The organism is Myroides odoratus, assembly GCF_965118575.1.
Lineage (GTDB): Bacteria > Bacteroidota > Bacteroidia > Flavobacteriales > Flavobacteriaceae > Flavobacterium > Flavobacterium odoratum_B.
Genome location: NZ_CBCPHW010000020.1, coordinates 12,145 through 31,468 on the forward strand (window position 1 = coordinate 12,145; position 19,324 = coordinate 31,468).

Here is a 19,324-nt window from a genome sequence, read left to right on the forward strand (position 1 = left end):
GAACAAATAGAGTCCAAAAAACAAAAGTCCAAAAAAGAACAAAAATCGCTGTAACAGCGATTTTTGTTTGAATTTATTGTTAAACATTACTATTGAACTTGAATTGTAATAGGTAATGTAAACTGTGATCTAACTGTTTTTCCGTTTTGTACGGCTGGTTTCCACTTCGGCATATTTGACAATACACGTACAGCTTCTTTTCCAGCTCCATAACCTGGATCACGTACTACTTTGACATCCGTTAAAGAACCATCTTTCTCTACGATAAACATTACGATAACTCGGATAGACTTCACACCTGAATCGATGTCTGGAGTTCTGAAACGTTGAATAAATTGCTTATTAAACGCTGCCATACCTCCTGGGAATTCAGCAGGTACTTGTACAGCAATGAAAACTTCGTTTCCATCTCCGTCACCACCTGAACCGGTTCCTTTGTCTGCTTCTCCTGTTTTTTCTTTAATTTTTATCTCCCCTTTGTCCTTATCACCTTTCATGTCCTTTTTACCAACCTCTGCATCTTTGAAATCATCTTGTTTAGCGATTTCTTCTTTCACTTCCTCTTTTTTAGCAATTTCAGGTTCAGTAAACTTTTTTGTATCGTTTATTGATTTTACCTCATCTGCTGGTGGAGGTGGTGGAGGTGGTGGTACATCCTCTGGTGGGGGTGGTGGGGGTGGCAAATCATCTGGTAAATTTAAATTTTCCATTTCGATAACTTTATCCAACTTTTCCACCTTATTATCTCCAAAAGTTCCCTTTGCCATATCGATTAACATTGGTGAAACCAAGGCTAAACCAAATAAAGCAATACCTGAGAACAAAGCTACAGTTGTTACTTTTGGATTTTCAGATCTCAATTGATATGCTCCGTAAGACTTGTTACGTCCTTCAAAGATAATATCAACCCAATCCTTTTTAAAGATATTTAATTTTGACATAATTTCTTAATTTCTCAGAACGTTAACTACTTCTCACCTAATATTACTAAATCCTCAGACGTGATATCTACTAAAGCATATGATTTAATACCTGAGATAGCCATCTCATCTAAAATATCAACTAAGTTGCGATACGTAGCTTTTTCACTTGCTCTAATGATTACAATCAAACCTTGATCCGGTTTTCCTGAATAAGCCAACGCTTGCTTGTCTTTTTGTAACAATACTTGGCGAATTCCTGCTTTGCCGTACGCCTGATCAGTTGGTCCTTCTATAGGGCTGTTAACCATCCCCATATACCACATTATTTTATTGTCCCCGCCAAGTAATATAGTCATGGTACGGTTCTCATCTACCTTAGTCTTTTGATCTTCTAGATCAAGTTCAGCCTCTTTATCAGGCATCGCTAGATTCATAGACTGAGGCTTGTTCATCGATGTAGTCAACATAAAGAACGTAATCAATAAGAAAGCCAAATCCACCATCGCAGTTAAATCTACTCCGGAGTTTTGTTTTTTACTTCTTACCTTTTTATCCTTACCGCCGCCACCGCCGCCTGTATTTAATTCAGCCATTTACAGTTTAATTTTTTAATGATTAAAAATCTTCATTTCTAAGTCCTGTAACTAAGAAGAATTTGTTTACACGTTGCTCTTGTAAGATATCGATAACTTGTTTTACTGCTGGGTAGTTTGCTTCTGCATCTCCCTTAATTGCAACATCTAAAACTTTGTTATTTTTTTCTTTCGCCACGGTACGTGCCATCTCTACCCAATCTTTTAATTGATTGTTTACCGAATCAGTAGGAATTCCCGGTTCATCTGCCCCGATTTTATTTCTAACTGCTGCTGGTAGATTTAAAAACTTCTTCAACTCGTTAATAGGAGTTCCGATACCTTCAGTATAAGCAAATGCTTCTTTTTCTTGATCATTAAACTCAATCTGATAACGACTACCCATTTTTTCAAGTGTAGCAATACGATCTTCTTTTCCCGAAACTCCGAAGAAAACCTTTTCTTTACCTGGTTCTCCTCCAATTGTAACTGTTGCTAAGTTACTTTCTGGCAACTTCGTTTGAACGGTTGAATTTGGTGTATCTACTGGTAATGGCTCCGGAAGCTTTGCTGTCGATGTTAATACGAAGAATGTTAAGAGTAAGAATGACACGTCACACATTGCGGTCATATCTACGCTCATACTCTTCTTTTTCATTTTACCTTTAGCCATTGATAAATCTTTTTAAAGCTCCTATATTTTTCAATATAAGATTATTAATACTTATTCTAAAATTATTTTACTAATCCTTTGAATCTTCTGTATGCTTGAGTAATAGCAAATCCAGCTTCATCAATTGAATAAGTTAATCTATCAATTTTTGTAGTAAATGCGTTATACATTACAATCGCTAATGTTGAAGTACCAATACCTGTAGCTGTACAAACTAATGCTTCAGAAATACCTGTTGCTAATGCAGCTGAGTCAGGCGTACCAGAAGTTGCTAAAGCTGAGAACGCTTTAATCATCCCTGTTACTGTTCCTAATAATCCACATAACGTTCCGATTGATACTAATGTAGCCAAAACAATCATGTTTTTCTCTAACATTGGCATTTCAAGCGTTGTAGCTTCTTCGATTTCTTTTTGGATAGCTTCAGTAGCCTCTTCGCTATTGTATCCTTCTTTTTTCATTTGTTGATACTTAACTAAACCAGCTCTAACAACGTTAGCCACTGACCCTTTTTGAGCATCACAAGCTTCCATAGCTTCTTCGATTCTTCCTTCGTTGATTGAAACTTGGATTTCTTGAACGAATTTTCCAACATCACCTTTTCCAGAAGCTTTAGAGATAACTAAAAATCTCTCGATTGAGAAAACAATTGTCATAGTTAATAAACCAATTAACACAGCAACAACTGGTCCTCCTTTATAAATCATTCCCATGAAGTTACCTGGTAGGGGATGTCCATTTGGGTCACCATTCTCGAAATTCGCAGAATTACCCATTACGAATTGCCAAATAAGGTAACCAAAAACAATACAAAATACTACCGCTAATGATGCAAATAATCTACTTGCTCCTGAGCTAGACCCTACTTTTTCAACTGATTCGTTTGATACGTTTGTCATCTTTTTAAAATTTAATTCTTTTTTTTCAATTATTACTTATTACTTTTTACTTTTTTAAAGTCATCAGTGTCGCAAATTTATGTTTTTAGATGAAATAAAAAAATTAAAATCTATTTTTTTAAAATAAGCTAACCTTGACTTAACATAAGATTTATTTATACTTACCTTAAACTTTAGAAAATAGTAAGTAGTGGTAAAGATACTAAGTCTAAATGAATTTTACTATCTTTATTTCATCAACAAGAACACATTTAACATTTAATAATTGTATGATTTATGCAATATTACTTGTGTATTTGATGTAAAATCGTCTTTAATTATATAAAATATACAAAATGAACCTAGGGAATTTCAAAACTGATATTAGTAATGGTTATAGTCACAAAAGTGATTTTATTACCATAGGCAGTGCAAATCTCGACCAAAATATACTTGCAGATCTCTTTATCAATATCCCTCTTAAAACCTTGAATCGCCATGGGTTAATTGCGGGTGCTACTGGAACAGGGAAAACAAAAACCATCCAAGTGCTCTCTGAACAACTCTCTGAAAAAGGAATTCCTGTACTTATGATGGATATTAAAGGCGATTTTAGCGGTATTGCACAACCGGGTGTGTGCAATGATTTTATCAAGAATCGTCATGAACAGATGAATTTACCGTACCATCCCAGTGCTTTTCCTGTTGAATTGTACACACTTTCACAACAAAACGGCGTGCGATTACGCGCTACGATTGCTGAATTTGGGCCAATTTTACTAAGTCGCATCCTCGAACTCAACGATACGCAAGCGGGAATTGTTGCTTTATTATTCAAATATGCGGCGGATGAAAAACTCGAACTTGTTGATTTACGAGATTTTAAAAGACTACTCCAATACTTGACAAATGAAGGAAAAACAGCAATTGAAAATGAATATGGTCGAATTTCACCTGCTTCCACTAATACTATTTTAAGAAAAGTCATTGAATTAGAGCAGCAAGGGGCTGATTTATTTTTTGGTCAACCTTCTTTTGATATTCGCGATTTTATGCGTTATGATGAAAAAGGCAAAGGATATGTCAATATTTTGCGCTTAACGGATATTCAAGATAAGCCCAAGTTATTTTCTACTTTTATGTTGAATCTCTTGACGCAAGTATACAATCAACTACCAGAACAAGGAGATAGTGGCCAGCCTGAATTGGTTATTTTTATTGATGAAGCCCATCTTATTTTTAATGAAGCAAGTAAGGCTTTATTAAATCAGATTGAAACGATTGTCAAATTGATCCGATCCAAAGGAGTGGGGATTTACTTTATCACACAAAATCCGACGGATATTCCCAATGGTGTCTTGGCACAATTGGGGTTAAAAATCCAACATGCCTTACGTGCTTTTACTGAAAAAGACAGAAAAGCAATCAAATCAGCCTCAGAGAACTTCCCTTCTACGCCTTATTATACAACCAACGAAATCATTACTCAATTGGGTACAGGAGAAGCCCTTGTAACCGTTTTAAATGAAAAAGGAGTACCTACACCACTGGTTGTTTGTACCCTACGTGCGCCTAGCAGTAGAATGGATGTTTTAAATGAAAATGAAATTAGCGAGATTCTCGCCCAATCGAAATTGGTTCAAAAATACAATCAAGCGATAGAAAGCGAGAGTGCGTATGCTATTCTTGAAAAAAGAGTGGCCGCCTCTGGTGAAGCTACAGCTAATTCTACAAAATCAACTTCATCCACCAACCCAAAGAAAGAAGATAATACACTAACAAAGAGTGTTTTAAAAGTAGTTACTAGTGCAACCTTTATAAAAGGAGCCTTTAGTTTACTCAGTCGACTCATGAATGGGTTAAATACAACAAAGAAAACAAGTACTCCAAAAAAACGAAAATAGAGGCTTAAATGCCTCTATTTTCGTTTATTACCTGTTTTAATTTCTCTTCGATTTCCAAGGTATCCCACAGTTCTTCAATCTGTGCTGTAGCCATGATAACATCCATGATTTTGGCTTGTTGATCTCCAATAGCTAAGGCTTCTTGGTAACTTCCTTTACTAAAGGTTACGCGATCATACAAAGGCAACCACAGGTCGGGGTATTTTTTAGCAAACTTGCTTTCTATTTTTTTTCGCAACAAGAAGAGTGGATTCGCAGTTTGTTCACTCATTTCCTTAAAGTTTCGGTAGGACAATTCTGCAATTGCATCTGCATTTACTTTACGAGAGTGCTGATATTGATCCAAAGCTTCCGTCCAATTTGACGTATTCTGTTCCAGACAGTCAATCAAAACATCTACATCTTCCAATCCTGCATTTAATCCTTGTCCATAAAAAGGAACTACCGCATGTGCGGCATCGCCAATTAAGGCTACCTTATCTTTATATACCCAAGGAAAACACGTAGTAGTAACCAAGGAATTTATTGGGTTCGTATGGTATAAATCTATTAAATTAGGGATTAGTTGTAAAGCATCGGGAAAGTAGGTTTTAAAAAACTGGGTAATCGCTTCCTCTGTCTGAATAGCATCGAAAGATACTTCTCCTTTATACGGCATAAACAAGGTACAAGTAAATGATCCCTCCATATTAGGTAAAGCAATCAGCATAAAGTCTTTTCTCGGCCAAATATGAAATGAATTTTGATCCATCGCAAAGGCATTACCTCCTTTTGCTGGAATTACAAGTTCTTTATAGGCAATAGGCAAATAGGCTTGTTGGTATTCGAATCGGCTTCTTTTTTGCAAACGACTTCTCACCATTGAATAAGCACCATCTGCTCCGAAAATCACATCGTGTTGAATTTCTTTCCATTCTTGGTGTTCCAACTGACTCGTAAAAAGAACGCCTCGCTTAACATCTACACTCCAAATCGGTGTATTAAAGACAAACTGAACGCCCTCTTCCTCTGCCCAGTCCACTAATTTTTTATTTAATCCTCCACGGGAAACAGCCCAGATAGCTTCTCCATTAATTCCATAGGGTTGCTGTTCTTCTCTATTGATATGATGGATCGCGCGTTGATGCATTGGAATTCCAAATTGACGTACTTTGTCTTCTAAACCCACGCGTTTTAGCATTTTCCAACCTCGCTCTGACAGCGCCAAATTAATTGATCGTCCTGAAAAATCAAGGGTGCGAATATCATCTCCTTTTTCATAGACAAAAACTTGATGTCCGAGTTGTTTTAAAGCAATAGCTAATACGGTTCCTACTAAACCACTCCCTACAATTGCAATACTTTTCCCCATAATCCCCTTCAATGTTTGAATCTTTAATAAAATTACCTAATTAATATTTGAAAAGTGTTTTTCGCTCTTCCTATAATCGACTACTTTTAAACCACACTCTAAACTACAATGAAAAACTTAATCTGGATTCTCGTTATTCTACTGACTGGCTGTTGGTATATTTGTCAATTTATTTTTTATTTTGATAGCGTCTATGTTTATAGTTTATTAACGTTCGCTATCATTTTAAGTATCATCAACTTTTTTTTCCAAAAAAGTTCAAAGAAATAATCCCTTTTGAAAGGGATTATTTTTTTATTTTACAAATGTTAGTTCTTTTCCCACAGCCAATCCTTGTGATTTTGCAAATGCTCCACACATGTGGAACAAAAGTCTTGCTCCTACATTTCCATCCCAATCATCCTCTCCTGGAGCAACTTCAACTAAATCCATTCCAATAATTTCTTTCTTGGTTTCAGAAAGTCTCGTTATTAAATACGTGGCTTGTTCAAACGTTAATCCACCTGGTACTGGTGTTCCTGTATTAGGGCAATACCAAGGTAATAAAGCATCAATATCAAAGCTAATCACCACTTTCTGTGGCAAAGAAGCAATAATTTGATCACATTTATCTTTCCAACTCATTCCTTCAAACTCGTCTTTTTTCAAATCCACATCGGTATGTACGAAAACACGACCTGAGCTTTTCACTACGTCTACTTCTTGTTCGCAGAAATCGCGAATACCAATTTGAACAATTTTTTCAACCTGTGGTAATTTCAAGGTATTAAACATAATAGAGGCATGAGAATACGTAAAGCCTTCATAAGCCTCTCTTAAATCCATATGCGCATCAAAATGTAAAATTCCGAATGAATCGTGGTGTTTCGCTACGGCCTTATAGTAACCCAACGGTGTACTGTGATCGCCACCTAACAAAACAACGCGTTTACCTTTACTCATCCAATCCGTTACTTTTGCTTCTACTTCTTTGTGTAGTGTATCACAAACCTGATTGATTGTAAGTAAGCTAGCTTGTAAAGCTGGGTGGTCTTCTAAACGTTCTCCTTCTTCCAAAGCTTCAATAATAGGTTGAGCCAATGCTTTATACTTTGCACTTTGTTCCAACCAATGCGCAGGTGCTTCATCAAAATAAATACCCAACTTCCAAAGCTCAGGGTAGTTTTGATGTAACAAATCGACTTGATAAGAAGCTTCTAAAATGGCTTCTGGTCCTTCTGATGCACCAGCTCCATAACTTACCGTTACTTCCCAAGGCACAGGAACCACAATTATTTCACTTTCTTCTGCGGTAAAAGGCAAACCATAGATGGTAGCATCTGCTAATCCAGGTTGAGACGGATCAAAGGTCTCTATTTTTTGTTGCTTTGTTGACATAGGTATTAAGCTGTTATTTTTCGCTGCAAATTTATGAATTAAATCACAGTCGTACTACTTCAATTATTTTTGACTTTGAATTCCTTTTTTCAATATTTGTCCGAAGTGATACATATCTTCAAAACTCGTATATAATGGTACTGGAGCTAAACGAATTACATTGGGTTCTCTCCAATCCACGATTACGCCTTCCTCCATTAAATACGTGAACATTGCTTTACCTTCTCCATGTAATAAAATAGACAATTGACTTGCGCGTTCCTTTGATTCAGAAGGTGTAATAATTTCAAAATTACCCCCTACTTCAGCACCAATGGTATTGATTATAAATTCTAAATAGGCCGTAATCAGATTTCTCTTTTCGATTAATCGCGGCATTCCAATTTCTGCAAACATCTCTACAGAAGCTAAATAAGGAGCTAAAGATAAAATAGGAAGGTTGCTAATTTGCCATCCGTGCGCACTTTCAATTGGATCATACGTAGGTTCCATCAAAAAGCGTCTGTCTTTATTATGTCCCCACCATCCGCCAAGGCGAACTAATTCTTTATTTGTATGGTGTTTTTCATGGATAAAACAGCCGGAAGCATTTCCTGGTCCTGAGTTCATATATTTATAACTACACCAGGCAGCGAAATCCGCCTCCCAATCGTGTAATTCTAGATTGATATTTCCTGCTGCGTGTGCCAAATCCCATCCTACATAAGCCCCTTGTTGATGTGCTTTTGCGGTAATCGTTTTCATATCGAGTACTTGTCCCGTATAATAATTCAAGCCTCCAATTAATACTAAAGCTAACTCATCGCCAACTTCTTCAATTTGCGCTAGAATATCTTCCATTCTAAAGTTGTGTTCCCCAGGTCTTCTTTTTACCTCAACAATGACGTCTTTTGGATCCAATCCATGCCATTTTACTTGGGTTTGAATTAAATACTGGTCACTTGGGAAGGCTTTTTCTTCGCATAAGATCTTAATTCTCTTTCCAGAAGGTTTGTAAAAAGTAGCCATTAACAAGTGAAGATTCACGGTTAAGGTATTCATCACAGTCACTTCAGAAGGCTTTGCCCCTACAATTTTACTCAAAGGCTCACTAAATCTTTCGTGGTAATCCCACCAAGGTTTAGCGGCATAAAAATGGCCTTCCACGGCTAACTCTGCCCAATCTGTCATTACTTCATTAACATAATCTACAGCTCTTTTAGGCTGAAGACCTAGCGAGTTACCTGTAAAATAAATCACTTGTTTTCCTTTTACTTTAGGGAAATTAAATTCATTTCTATAGTTCGCCAAGGTATCTTTAGCATCAAGGCTTTGAGCAAAAGCTAACGTATTTTCAAATTTCATTAGATATGGTTTTGGTTTTGGTAAAAATAGAATTTTTATCACTATTTCTATCATTTTCCACATATAAAAAATCCCTTGCTAGCTCAGCAAGGGATTTTTTAATCGTATTATATTTTTTAATGAATTTTATAGAATCATCATCGCATCTCCATACGAATAGAATTTATAGCCTTCAGCTACCGCTTCTTTGTATGCTTTCATCATTAAATCATGACCACAAAAAGCAGAAATCATCATCAATAAGGTAGATTTTGGCATATGGAAGTTTGTGATCATACAATCAGCAATACTAAATTCATAAGGAGGGAAAATAAATTTATTGGTCCACCCGTTAAATGGATTTAAAGTTTGACTCGATGATACTGAACTTTCCAACGCTCTCATAGAAGTTGTACCCACGGCACATACTCTGTGTTTTTCTATCTTTGCATTATTAACAATATCACATGCTTCTTGGGATACTACATACTCTTCTGAATCCATTTTATGTTTGGATAGATCTTCTACTTCTACTGGATTAAAAGTTCCTAATCCAATATGAAGTGTAATTTCAGCAAATTTAATTCCATTGATTTCTAAACGTTTCATCAAATGTTTAGAGAAGTGTAAACCAGCTGTTGGAGCTGCTACAGCACCTTCTTCTTTAGCATAGATAGTTTGGTAACGTTCTGCATCTTCAGGAACAACCTCTCTATTGATGTATTTTGGAATTGGCGTTTCTCCTAACTCTTGCAATTTTGTTCTGAATTCTTCGTAAGAGCCATCATATAAAAAACGCAACGTTCTCCCTCTAGAAGTCGTATTGTCAATTACCTCAGCAACTAATGAATCATCTTCTCCAAAGTACAATTTATTTCCAATTCTAATTTTACGTGCTGGATCTACTAAAACATCCCATAAACGTTGTTCTTCATTTAGTTCACGCAATAAGAACACTTCAATTCTGGCACCTGTTTTTTCTTTATTTCCATAAAGACGTGCAGGAAATACTTTCGTATTGTTTAAAACCATAACATCACCTTCTCCAAAATAATCCACAACATCTTTGAAAGATTTATGTTCGATAGTTCCCGCTTTACGATCAATAACCATTAAGCGAGCCTCATCTCTATTCTCAGCTGGAAACTCTGCCAATAATGCTTCTGGCAAATCAAAATTAAAGTTTGATAACTTCATTGAAAATAATTTTAATTAGTTCAATAAAAAGAGGTAAGCTCTTTTTAGGTTTTGCAAATATACAACCTTGAGATAGGGGTTGTCAAGTATTTAGCACTATTTTTTATTTATCACACGGATTCAATGGCCTGAATACCTAGTTTTCTAAGGTCGTTCCAAAACTTAGGGTAGGACTTACTCACTACCTCAGCCTCTTCAATAAGTAAATCCATTTGTACGACTAGTGGTGCAAACGCCATTGCCATTCTGTGATCTTGATACGTATCTATACCTATTGTTGTTTGTTTGTCTGTTGATTGTCGATCTGTTTTTGAAGTGCTCAGCAAGAAAGCATCCACTGTAATTTCAAGATTCCCTCCTAATTTCTTCAATTCATTTTGCAGTGCAACCAATCGATCTGTTTCTTTTATTTTTAGGGTATGCAAACCGTGTATCTGACAAGAAATTCCCAAACCAAAGCAAGTGACAACAACAGTTTGTGCTAAATCGGGGGTATGACTAAAATCGCTTATAAAAGCTTTTTGAGGTATTTCTTTTTTTATTAGTTGTATAAAATCATCCGTTTCAAAAATAGTTTGAACTCCTAATTTTTCATAAATAGCAGCTAAAGCAGCATCTCCTTGTAAACTAACGCTTTTATATTTGCCCAATCGAAGCGTAGTACCGATTGGAGATAGGGCAACAAATGAATAGAAATAAGAAGCTGAAGACCAATCTGCTTCAACCGTAAAGTGCGTTTGCTTTAGTTTGAGCGGAGGGTGAACGGTTATTGTTTGTTCTTTAAAAGTTGTTGAAACGCCCAATGTATTTAATAACGAAAGGGTCATCCCAATGTAGGGTCTTGAAGTAATTTCACCTAAAAGATGAACCGTCAATCCTTTTTTTAAAGAGCTTCCCACTAAAAGCAAGGCTGTGATATATTGACTGCTAATAGTTGCAGGTAGACTTACTACTCCACCTTCAGCGTGAATTCCTTCAATGGATAAAGGCGGATAACCTTCTTTGTCCACGTATTCAATTTTTGCTCCTAAGCTTCTTAAGGCCTCCACTAAAACGCCAATTGGACGATTATGCATTCTTTCACTTCCCTCAAGCACCATCTTTTTTTCTTGACACAAAGCAAAATAAGCCGTTAAGAATCGCATAGCTGTACCCGCATGATGGATATTAACGAGCTGATCTTTCGCATTCAATCCCTGTATCATAGCTACTACATCATCCGCATCCGCTAGATTTTCAATCGTAAGTTGAGGAAATAATTTTTGCAATACCAATAGGCGATTACTTTCCGATTTACTACCTGAAATTAGAACCGTTTGTCCGGATTGTAAAGCTGATTTTTGTAGGGAAACTCGCATAACTAGCTTGTCCTTATTTTAATTTTTCATTGTTGTGATGACGATCGTGATCTCGTTTTGTTTTAAGATCCATTTTTTTATCAAAAGCCTCTTGCAGATTAACGCCTGTTTGATTTGCTAAACACAGTACAACAAAAACGACATCTGCTAACTCTTCTCCTAAATCTTTATTTTTATCACTTTCTTTTTCGGATTGTTCTCCATATCGACGAGCAATAATACGCGCTACTTCACCAACTTCCTCGGTTAATTGTGCCATATTTGTTAACTCGTTAAAATAGCGAACACCGTGTTCTTTAATCCAACTATCTACGGCTTCTTGTGCGTCTTTAATATTCATCTTATCGTTGTATTTTTATTTATTTATAATTTGGTTTTATTGTGGTTTTATGATTTGTTTTTTTTAAACAATCTGTTTTTAACCCATTTTTCATAGATGAGCATGAGCACTATGAAAATCAAATAGCGAACCGCTACATTTTGCAAACAAATTAGATCACCTTGTAAGGCGCAGACAAAATCATTGGCAATAATCCACGAAAACAAAATGTAGATTACTGTAAATAAGCAAAATTTGATGAGTGTATTTTTCATTATTCTTTATTTTGAGAATCTATACAAATAGTAACAGGTCCATCATTGTGTAAAGCTACTTTCATATCCGCACCAAAGATACCTGTTTGCACTTTTTTATTCAAATCGCGTTCAATTTGCGTGATAAATTGTTCATACATTGGAATTGCAAAATCGGGTTTTGCAGCTCTGAGATAAGAAGGTCTATTGCCTTTTTTCGTTGAAGCATGCAGGGTAAATTGACTAACAATCAACACATTGCCGTTTATATCTAAAACAGACTTATTCATTACGCCTTGTTCATCTTCAAAAATACGCAAGTTTACTATTTTTCCAGAAAGCCATTCGATATCTTGGTGGATATCGACTTCTTCTATGCCTACAAAAACCAATAGCCCCCTGCCTATGCTTCCTGTAATTGCATCATCTACTTTAACAGAAGCTTCTGTGACCCGTTGTATTACTACTCTCAATTTTTTACTTATTTAATTTTTTCTAAAACGATAGACTGCTTCATCTTTTGATTCATGGCAGCATACAAAAGTTGCAGTTCCTCATAATCCTCTTTAGATAGCAAGGGATTAATCAACCGAAAACTAAACCCAACTTGTATTTTATTTGCCTCTAAAACCTTACTTTCATAAGTTATATTCACTCCTAGTTTCTTACTCGTAAATACTTCATCTGCCGGTAACGTTTGTACTTTATAGTCTTCTGGTATTTGGACAATCACCTTATAAATATCCATAAAAGGAAAAACAAAATCAATATCGAATTGTCTCGTTTCACTCAAAAATGGATTTTCTTGATCGCGATACAACTGCATGGGATTAAATTCCATTTTTGCTGTTTTTTGTTCAACCGTTGCAAAGTTAAATTTTTGTACTTGAAATTGTAAATCTATATCGCCTGTATTAGCAGGTAGTATTTCCCCTTTACTCAGAAAGAATTGATTCGTGCGCGATTCAATATCCCTGCGACTTCTGTTCACAGCACTTTCCGTGTATTTGGATTGAAATGCCAGCGCTTCATACCGTGTCAATTTGGTTTGCATACTTCCCGAAACGGTACCTGAAGTATCTAAATTTAAGCTAAATTCTTCTTGTCTAAATGAAAGTTGTTTAGGTACTAAATCGACCTTTGTTACTGCATATTGATCCGTAATCATCCAACCTTGTCCATTCAAATCTTCAAAGGGCAACAGGTTCAGTTGCGCATTGTACATCGTTCCATCGATCAAATAGAATTGATTCTCTATTTTTACACCAACAATGACATGATTAATAAAACGGGAAAATAAAATAGAGGCTATCCCATTAGACAGCGTACTCAAGACGATAGGTTCAGCAACCAATCCACCTGCACGCAATGCGCCTATTAAAGCGATATTAATATCAGCTCCATTTCCCAGTCCTTGGCTAAATGCTTTTTTAACACCAAATTCAGCCGCATACCCATACTGTTGATTCCACTTGATTTGATTCTGAATAAAAGCTGTTATTTTCGCTGTTTTCTCCTTTTCATTTAGCCCTTCTAATTCCAGATTTTCAGTGTTTTTGTTCCAAAATTTCTCTTGACGTAATTCAGGACCAAAATTTCTGTTTTTATATATTTCTTTGGCTACTGCCACTGGTTCATGCGGAATAACAACAGAGGCCTCCATTGGATACTGAAATTGAATTAAATCAAAGCGAATCGAACTTCTGTTATTTTGGGTATTCCCCCTAAAAGGTTCATATTCAAAAGCGGGAATATTTACAGCACTAAATTTGAGAATGGCTTCTTTAAAACGGTAAGAAGTACCCCATCGAGAAGAGGATAAATTACGTGCTGTTTGCGTTACTTCTTTCGTTTCTTGTATCGCAAAATCGCCTGTTTTCGTTATTAAATAAGTTAAGTTATCCGGAATCATAACCGTATAGCTACTTTTGAGCTTAGGAATATCCTCTTGAAAATACCAAGTGGGGATACCATCGATATTATCTATCGTTTTAGTATAACTATATTCAATGCGATCACCTACTTGGATGTCATCTTCTTTAATTTCTTTGACGTAGAACTCATTATCTACTTTTTTATTGGAAGCCCTGTCAATAACAAGTACTTCTTCTTTGTTATTTTGGGTTCGATAAATCTTATAATATTCAATAACAACTTCTTCTTTCGCATAGCGCCCTGAATAAAAAGGAACAATCAAACTTGCGTGACTAATTCCTTCTTTCTTATTAATTTGAATTACTCGCTTTACTTTTTGAACAATTGAAAAACCACTATCTTCTGAAAATTCATATTCTACCACACATACTTCATCCAACACAACGGCCTCAGCATTTTGCAAAGCTACAGCAGGGCTATGTATTTCAATCTTTTCTTTTGGGGGCAAAACACTTGGTGAATTTTGAGCAAGCGCATGACAACTAAAAACTCCTAAAGTAAATAGTACAATCTTATTCATAGTTCTATAGGGCATTTGTTATTATTCGTATCAAAAATACAAAACTACTTCTGTTTTCTAGGTTATTTTAATGAGGTTTTAGCCTTCCTGCGTTTTAGCCTTTTTATAAAAATAAAAACCAGCTATACCTCTTCTGGAAAATTAGGAACAATGCATTGAACAACAGCAATTTAAAAATAATAAAATACGTAGTTGGTTGCATTTTTTACCTTAATTCTATATTTAACACTTTATTAACTAATTGCAAAATGTTTTTAATTTAATTTTATTCAAATAATACGCATAAAAAGTATATTATTCGCAATAAAATACCTCATAAATATATATATCACACAAAATACATACTATTCCACACAATAACAAGAGTCATGACTCTAGTGTTTTTTGAGAATTTGAGTTTTCAACTTTTGCAAAAAGTTGTACCTCTGATTAATTGGCCGGCCTTAATCCATCGATTCTTTAAAAAGATCAAATAGCTATTGCTATTTGCATGTTTATCTAGCTAATAAAATAACAGAAGTGAAATACTAAAGTTAATACTATTTCCTTCTTTTCCTTTTATTTACAGCTGATATAACCTTATCCGTTTATAAACCTGCGAAGCCTAGAGGGCTTGGCCTAAATCATTATGAATATGAAAAAGAAAATTTTAATCTTAGTAAGCCTCGTTTTCTTAACTATGTCTTGTAGTTCAGATCAATCGAATAACGAGCCCATCTCGCAAAAAGTCGACCCTACAAGTGCCTATGAACACATTACCCAAACGTATAAGCCTGATAGAACAACTACCTCTGGTCTATCCAAGCTAGATTTTTGGAGTTGGTTAAAAAGAATAGCAGCGGCAGATGCAAAGGCAGCAGCTGCCTATGCTGCCAAACACGGACTAAAAAGCGATTGGAAAGAAGCTTTATTGGTTGGAGCATCTGCTTCGGTAGTAGAAGCCTTAACTCCAGATAAATCGAAGAAAGGTATACTGGCTCCCCCTGATACAAGAGCCTATCAAACGGTTGTTCTTTCTAATATCGAACAAATTAAAACCGCCCAATTTGAGCAAAATACAATGGACGATTTAGGGTACAAGCACTACGTTTTGGTCAATGAAGTACTCAAAGACCCAACCTTATCAACGATTCCAAAAAGTAACTTAATTGCTATGGTATATGATAAAATTTACACGCAAGCAGAAGCACTAGGCATACATGCAAGCTATGAAAAAGAAAACGCTGTTGCTTTTTTACAAAACTTTATGCCCTCACTAGAAGAAGGAGCGAAGGTTTCTGATATGCCAATACACACCTTTGAACAGCTCAAAGACCAAAGAGATTTTGAATCCATCTCAAAATTATACGCAACCATTTTCTCTCAAGTAAATGATTCAAAAACTTTTACTGCCTTTTCTAAAGAAATGGAAACCGCTGTTTTACAAGATGCATCTTTATCGCAAACGGTGAAAAGCGTTTTGTTACTAGAAATGGCGACGTACCGCTTTGGTTATACGTACTATTCTGCAACTTTTTAATTTTATTTTTTTAATACTAAAAGGGCTGCTTCATATTGAATGAAGCAGCCCTTTGTCAATATAGTATAACGTTGGTTTTATTTTTTTATTCTTCTTGGTTTTGTCCATCTTTATAAATATCCGTTCGATAGTGTTCTTCTTCACCATCTAAAATTTGGATGTATGATTTATACCGAGACCAAGCGAGTTGGTCATTATCTAAGGCTTCTTTAACTGCACAATGGGGTTCTTCTTTATGCAAACAGTTATTAAATTTGCATTGATCTTTTAGAGCAAAGAACTCTGGGAAATAATCCCCTACTTCTTTAGGTTCCATATCTACAACGCCAAAACCTCTGATGCCTGGTGTATCAATAATAGCAGCATCAAAAGACAAATCGAACATTTCAGCAAATGTTGTCGTATGCTGACCTTGCTGATGTTGTTCTGAAATTTGAGCTGTTTTTAAATTTAAACCTGGTTCAATAGCATTGATTAACGTTGATTTTCCAACACCTGAATGTCCAGAAAACATAGATACTTTACCTATCATACGTTCTTTTATCGCATCTAATCCTTTTGATTCCAAAGCAGAAACACGCAAACATTCATAACCTATTTGAGTATAAATATAGTGTAGATACAATTGTTCATCTAAGGCTGCTTCGGAATAGGTATCAATTTTATTAAAAATCAAAACCGTTTTAATACCATAGGCTTCAGCTGTAACCAAAAAGCGATCGATAAAACTTGTGGTCGTCACAGGATTGTCAATCGTGACAATTAAAAACATTGTATCGATATTCGAGGCAATAATGTGAACTTGTTTCGATAAGTTTACGGATTTACGTACAATATAATTCATACGAGGAGCAATGTCACTAATCACACCTGTAACTGCGTCATTGGTGGTTTCTAATTCAAATGTTACATGATCTCCAACAGCAATAGGGTTCGTGCTCTTAATTCCTCTAAGGCGAAACTTTCCCTTGATACGGCAATTGTAAAATTGTCCATTTCCTCCCTTTATGATATACCAGCTTCCCGTTGATTTATAAACAGTTCCTTTCATAGGGCAAATATATTTTAAAAATCTATGTAAAAAAAAGAGACTAGGTATAAAATTACTAGTCTTTCTCTTCGCTATGATTTGGTGAATCTTTATTCTTCTTTTCTATTAATCACTTGATCTTGGCGATAAATACTTTCTTGGTGAATAGCGGTATAAATCGTGCGGATAAACTCCTCTGTGAATCCAAGGTCTTCCCCTTCTTGCCTCATTTTATCCAAGATTGTATTCCATCTTTCTTGTTGAAAAACAGCTACATTCTTATCGCGTTTAAGCGAACCTATTGCATCAGAAATCATCATTCTCTTCTTCAACAAGTCCAACAATTTACTATCCATGTCGTCAATTTGAATGCGACAAGCCTGAAGTTTTTGCAAGTATTCTTCGGTATCATCTGTGCTATTTCTCAACTTCAGCGTTTGGAGGATCTTTTGTAATTGATCTGGTGTTACCTGTTGAGCTGCATCACTCCATGCTTTTTCAGGGTTGCCATGCGTTTCAATCATCAAGCCATCAAAGTTCAGATCCAAAGCCAATTGAGAGACAGCCAAAATGCGATCTCTACGACCTGTAATATGTGAAGGATCACAAAAAATAGGAATATGAGGTAATTCTGACTTAATATCTAAAGGAATTTGCCATTCCGGAATATTTCTATATTTTGTTTTTTCATAGGTACTAAATCCGCGATGAATCAAACCTAATTTTTGAATATTAGCTTTTTCTAATCGTTCTAAACCGCCCATCCACAGTGCTAAATCGGGATTGATAGGATTCTTTATCATCACGATTTTATCTGTGCCTCTTAAGGCGTCTGCAATTTCTTGCACTGAAAATGGATTAGCTGCTGTTCTAGCCCCAATCCAAAGGATATCAATTCCACTCGTTAAACATAAATCAACATGTTCTGCTGTAGCGACCTCGGTGGCTAAAAGTAAACCTGTTTCTTCCTTTACTTGTTTCATCCAATCTAAACCAATCGCGCCTACCCCTTCAAATCCACCTGGTTTTGTACGTGGTTTCCAAATACCAGCGCGAAAAACCTTTACCTCTTTGGGTAAAGCATGTGCAATTTGCAATACTTGTTCAGGTGTTTCGGCACTACATGGTCCTGCAATAATTGCGGGTGTTTGTCCTTGAAAAGCAGCTAACCAATCTTTACTCATGTTTTTCGATTTCAATTCATACAAATTTACGAGTTATATTCCATAAAAAAATGAATTAACCCAAAAGGTTAAAACGCAAAACTTGAGATAAGTTCGTTTTTATTCCTTGATTTTTATAATAATTAATACTTTTACTTTTCATCAAAAAATTCAACCTTAATGTCAGTACTAACTTTAATTTTAATTTTATTTCTGGGTGCTTTAGCGGCTGGTTTTATCGGCTCTTTATCTGGGCTTGGCGGTGGAATTATCATCATCCCCTTACTCACCGTTTTTCTTGGTGTTGATATACACTATGCCATTGGAACTGCTTTGGTATCGGTCATAGCTACCTCATCTGGTTCAGCCTCAGCCTATGTCAGAGAAGGAATCACCAATATGCGCTTGGGGATGTTTCTCGAAATCGCAACCACCATTGGTGCCGTAGTAGGTGCGCTTTTATCAACCAATGCCCCTACCTCTCTACTCGCTATTATATTTGGCGCTACTTTAATTTTTTCTTCTTTGAATTCAGTTCGAAAAAAAGAAGATCACCTCATCCAACCGGAGCAAGGAAGTATACTTGCAAAAAAGTTGAAACTCGCAGGAAGTTACCCAACAGGCACAGGACAGACTGTATCTTACAGCATGACCAATGTATTAGGGGGATTTAGCATGATGGGTGTAGCAGGTATGATGTCGGGATTATTGGGCATTGGATCTGGTGCATTCAAAGTAATTGCTATGGATACCATTATGAAAGTACCTTTTAAAGTATCTACCACTACAAGTAATTTTATGATGGGAGTTACGGCCATTGCTAGTTCTGTTATTTACATCCAAAAAGGATACATTGAACCTACCATCTGTATGCCCGTGATTATAGGTGTGCTTATCGGATCCATGCTTGGAGCAAAAGTTTTAATGAAAGCAAACACCAAAAAACTCAAGTTATTTTTTGCTGTACTGATTTTCATTATTGCACTAAATATGATCTATAACGGAATAACAGGAAAAATTTAAAGCGC

Annotated in this window: 17 protein-coding genes; 3 read left to right on the forward strand and 14 right to left on the reverse strand. The window is 35.8% G+C overall.

All coding sequences use genetic code 11. The features are described from left to right. Window positions 1-89: 89 nt before the first annotated feature. The 4 genes from ACMHJ2_RS14820 to ACMHJ2_RS14835 form a co-directional block, all read right to left on the reverse strand. Entirely contained in the window at window positions 90-941 is an 852-nt protein-coding gene (locus ACMHJ2_RS14820; RefSeq protein ID WP_413513648.1) for an energy transducer TonB, read from the reverse strand. 26 nt (window positions 942-967) lie between these two features. Continuing rightward, window positions 968-1,516, reverse strand: a complete 549-nt coding sequence (locus ACMHJ2_RS14825) for an ExbD/TolR family protein (protein ID WP_413513649.1) — start codon at window positions 1,514-1,516, stop codon at window positions 968-970. Between the two features lie 22 nt (window positions 1,517-1,538). Next, window positions 1,539-2,168 carry an ExbD/TolR family protein gene (locus ACMHJ2_RS14830; protein ID WP_413513650.1) on the reverse strand — a complete coding sequence of 210 codons (630 nt, stop codon included), beginning with the start codon at window positions 2,166-2,168 and terminating at the stop codon, window positions 1,539-1,541. A gap of 62 nt (window positions 2,169-2,230) precedes the next feature. Next, on the reverse strand, window positions 2,231-3,067 hold the full coding sequence (locus tag ACMHJ2_RS14835; RefSeq protein WP_413513651.1) for a MotA/TolQ/ExbB proton channel family protein: 837 nt from the start codon (window positions 3,065-3,067) through the stop codon (window positions 2,231-2,233). Window positions 3,068-3,402: 335 nt separating this feature from the next. Here ACMHJ2_RS14835 and ACMHJ2_RS14840 point away from each other — a divergent pair, with 335 nt between their 5' ends. Beyond that, entirely contained in the window at window positions 3,403-4,950 is a 1,548-nt protein-coding gene (locus ACMHJ2_RS14840; RefSeq protein WP_413513652.1) for a helicase HerA-like domain-containing protein, read from the forward strand. Between the two features lie 4 nt (window positions 4,951-4,954). Here ACMHJ2_RS14840 and ACMHJ2_RS14845 read toward each other — a convergent pair whose 3' ends face one another. The 8 genes from ACMHJ2_RS14845 to ACMHJ2_RS14880 form a co-directional block, all read right to left on the reverse strand. Next, window positions 4,955-6,301: an FAD-dependent oxidoreductase gene (locus ACMHJ2_RS14845; RefSeq protein WP_413513653.1), complete on the reverse strand. Its 1,347-nt coding sequence runs from the start codon at window positions 6,299-6,301 to the stop codon at window positions 4,955-4,957. 294 nt (window positions 6,302-6,595) lie between these two features. Continuing rightward, on the reverse strand, window positions 6,596-7,678 hold the full coding sequence (locus tag ACMHJ2_RS14850) for an agmatinase family protein (RefSeq protein ID WP_413513654.1): 1,083 nt from the start codon (window positions 7,676-7,678) through the stop codon (window positions 6,596-6,598). Between the two features lie 63 nt (window positions 7,679-7,741). Beyond that, a complete protein-coding gene (gene kynU, locus ACMHJ2_RS14855) occupies window positions 7,742-9,022 on the reverse strand; it encodes a kynureninase (RefSeq protein ID WP_413513655.1) in 1,281 nt (426 codons plus the stop codon). A gap of 126 nt (window positions 9,023-9,148) precedes the next feature. Then, entirely contained in the window at window positions 9,149-10,198 is a 1,050-nt protein-coding gene (gene queA / locus ACMHJ2_RS14860) for a tRNA preQ1(34) S-adenosylmethionine ribosyltransferase-isomerase QueA (protein WP_413513656.1), read from the reverse strand. A gap of 110 nt (window positions 10,199-10,308) precedes the next feature. Beyond that, on the reverse strand, window positions 10,309-11,556 hold the full coding sequence (locus ACMHJ2_RS14865) for a 3-phosphoshikimate 1-carboxyvinyltransferase (protein WP_413513657.1): 1,248 nt from the start codon (window positions 11,554-11,556) through the stop codon (window positions 10,309-10,311). Between the two features lie 13 nt (window positions 11,557-11,569). Next, entirely contained in the window at window positions 11,570-11,896 is a 327-nt protein-coding gene (locus ACMHJ2_RS14870; RefSeq protein WP_413513658.1) for a nucleotide pyrophosphohydrolase, read from the reverse strand. 253 nt (window positions 11,897-12,149) lie between these two features. Then, a complete protein-coding gene (dtd, locus tag ACMHJ2_RS14875; protein ID WP_413513659.1) occupies window positions 12,150-12,602 on the reverse strand; it encodes a D-aminoacyl-tRNA deacylase in 453 nt (150 codons plus the stop codon). 8 nt (window positions 12,603-12,610) lie between these two features. Then, a complete protein-coding gene (locus tag ACMHJ2_RS14880; RefSeq protein WP_413513660.1) occupies window positions 12,611-14,584 on the reverse strand; it encodes a DUF3857 domain-containing protein in 1,974 nt (657 codons plus the stop codon). A 634-nt stretch (window positions 14,585-15,218) separates the two neighbouring features. Here ACMHJ2_RS14880 and ACMHJ2_RS14885 point away from each other — a divergent pair. After that, the gene (locus ACMHJ2_RS14885) at window positions 15,219-16,103 is read left to right on the forward strand and encodes a hypothetical protein (protein ID WP_413513661.1); all 885 of its coding nucleotides are present in this window, start codon (window positions 15,219-15,221) and stop codon (window positions 16,101-16,103) included. 85 nt (window positions 16,104-16,188) lie between these two features. Here ACMHJ2_RS14885 and rsgA read toward each other — a convergent pair whose 3' ends face one another. Both rsgA and ACMHJ2_RS14895 read right to left on the reverse strand, forming a co-directional pair. Continuing rightward, window positions 16,189-17,154 (reverse strand): ribosome small subunit-dependent GTPase A, encoded by a 966-nt coding sequence (rsgA, locus tag ACMHJ2_RS14890; protein ID WP_413513662.1) that lies wholly within the window; start codon window positions 17,152-17,154, stop codon window positions 16,189-16,191. 89 nt (window positions 17,155-17,243) lie between these two features. Then, the gene (locus tag ACMHJ2_RS14895; RefSeq protein ID WP_413513663.1) at window positions 17,244-18,317 is read right to left on the reverse strand and encodes a chorismate mutase; all 1,074 of its coding nucleotides are present in this window, start codon (window positions 18,315-18,317) and stop codon (window positions 17,244-17,246) included. A 159-nt stretch (window positions 18,318-18,476) separates the two neighbouring features. Here ACMHJ2_RS14895 and ACMHJ2_RS14900 point away from each other — a divergent pair, with 159 nt between their 5' ends. After that, the gene (locus ACMHJ2_RS14900) at window positions 18,477-19,319 is read left to right on the forward strand and encodes a sulfite exporter TauE/SafE family protein (protein WP_413513664.1); all 843 of its coding nucleotides are present in this window, start codon (window positions 18,477-18,479) and stop codon (window positions 19,317-19,319) included. Window positions 19,320-19,324 lie beyond the last annotated feature (5 nt).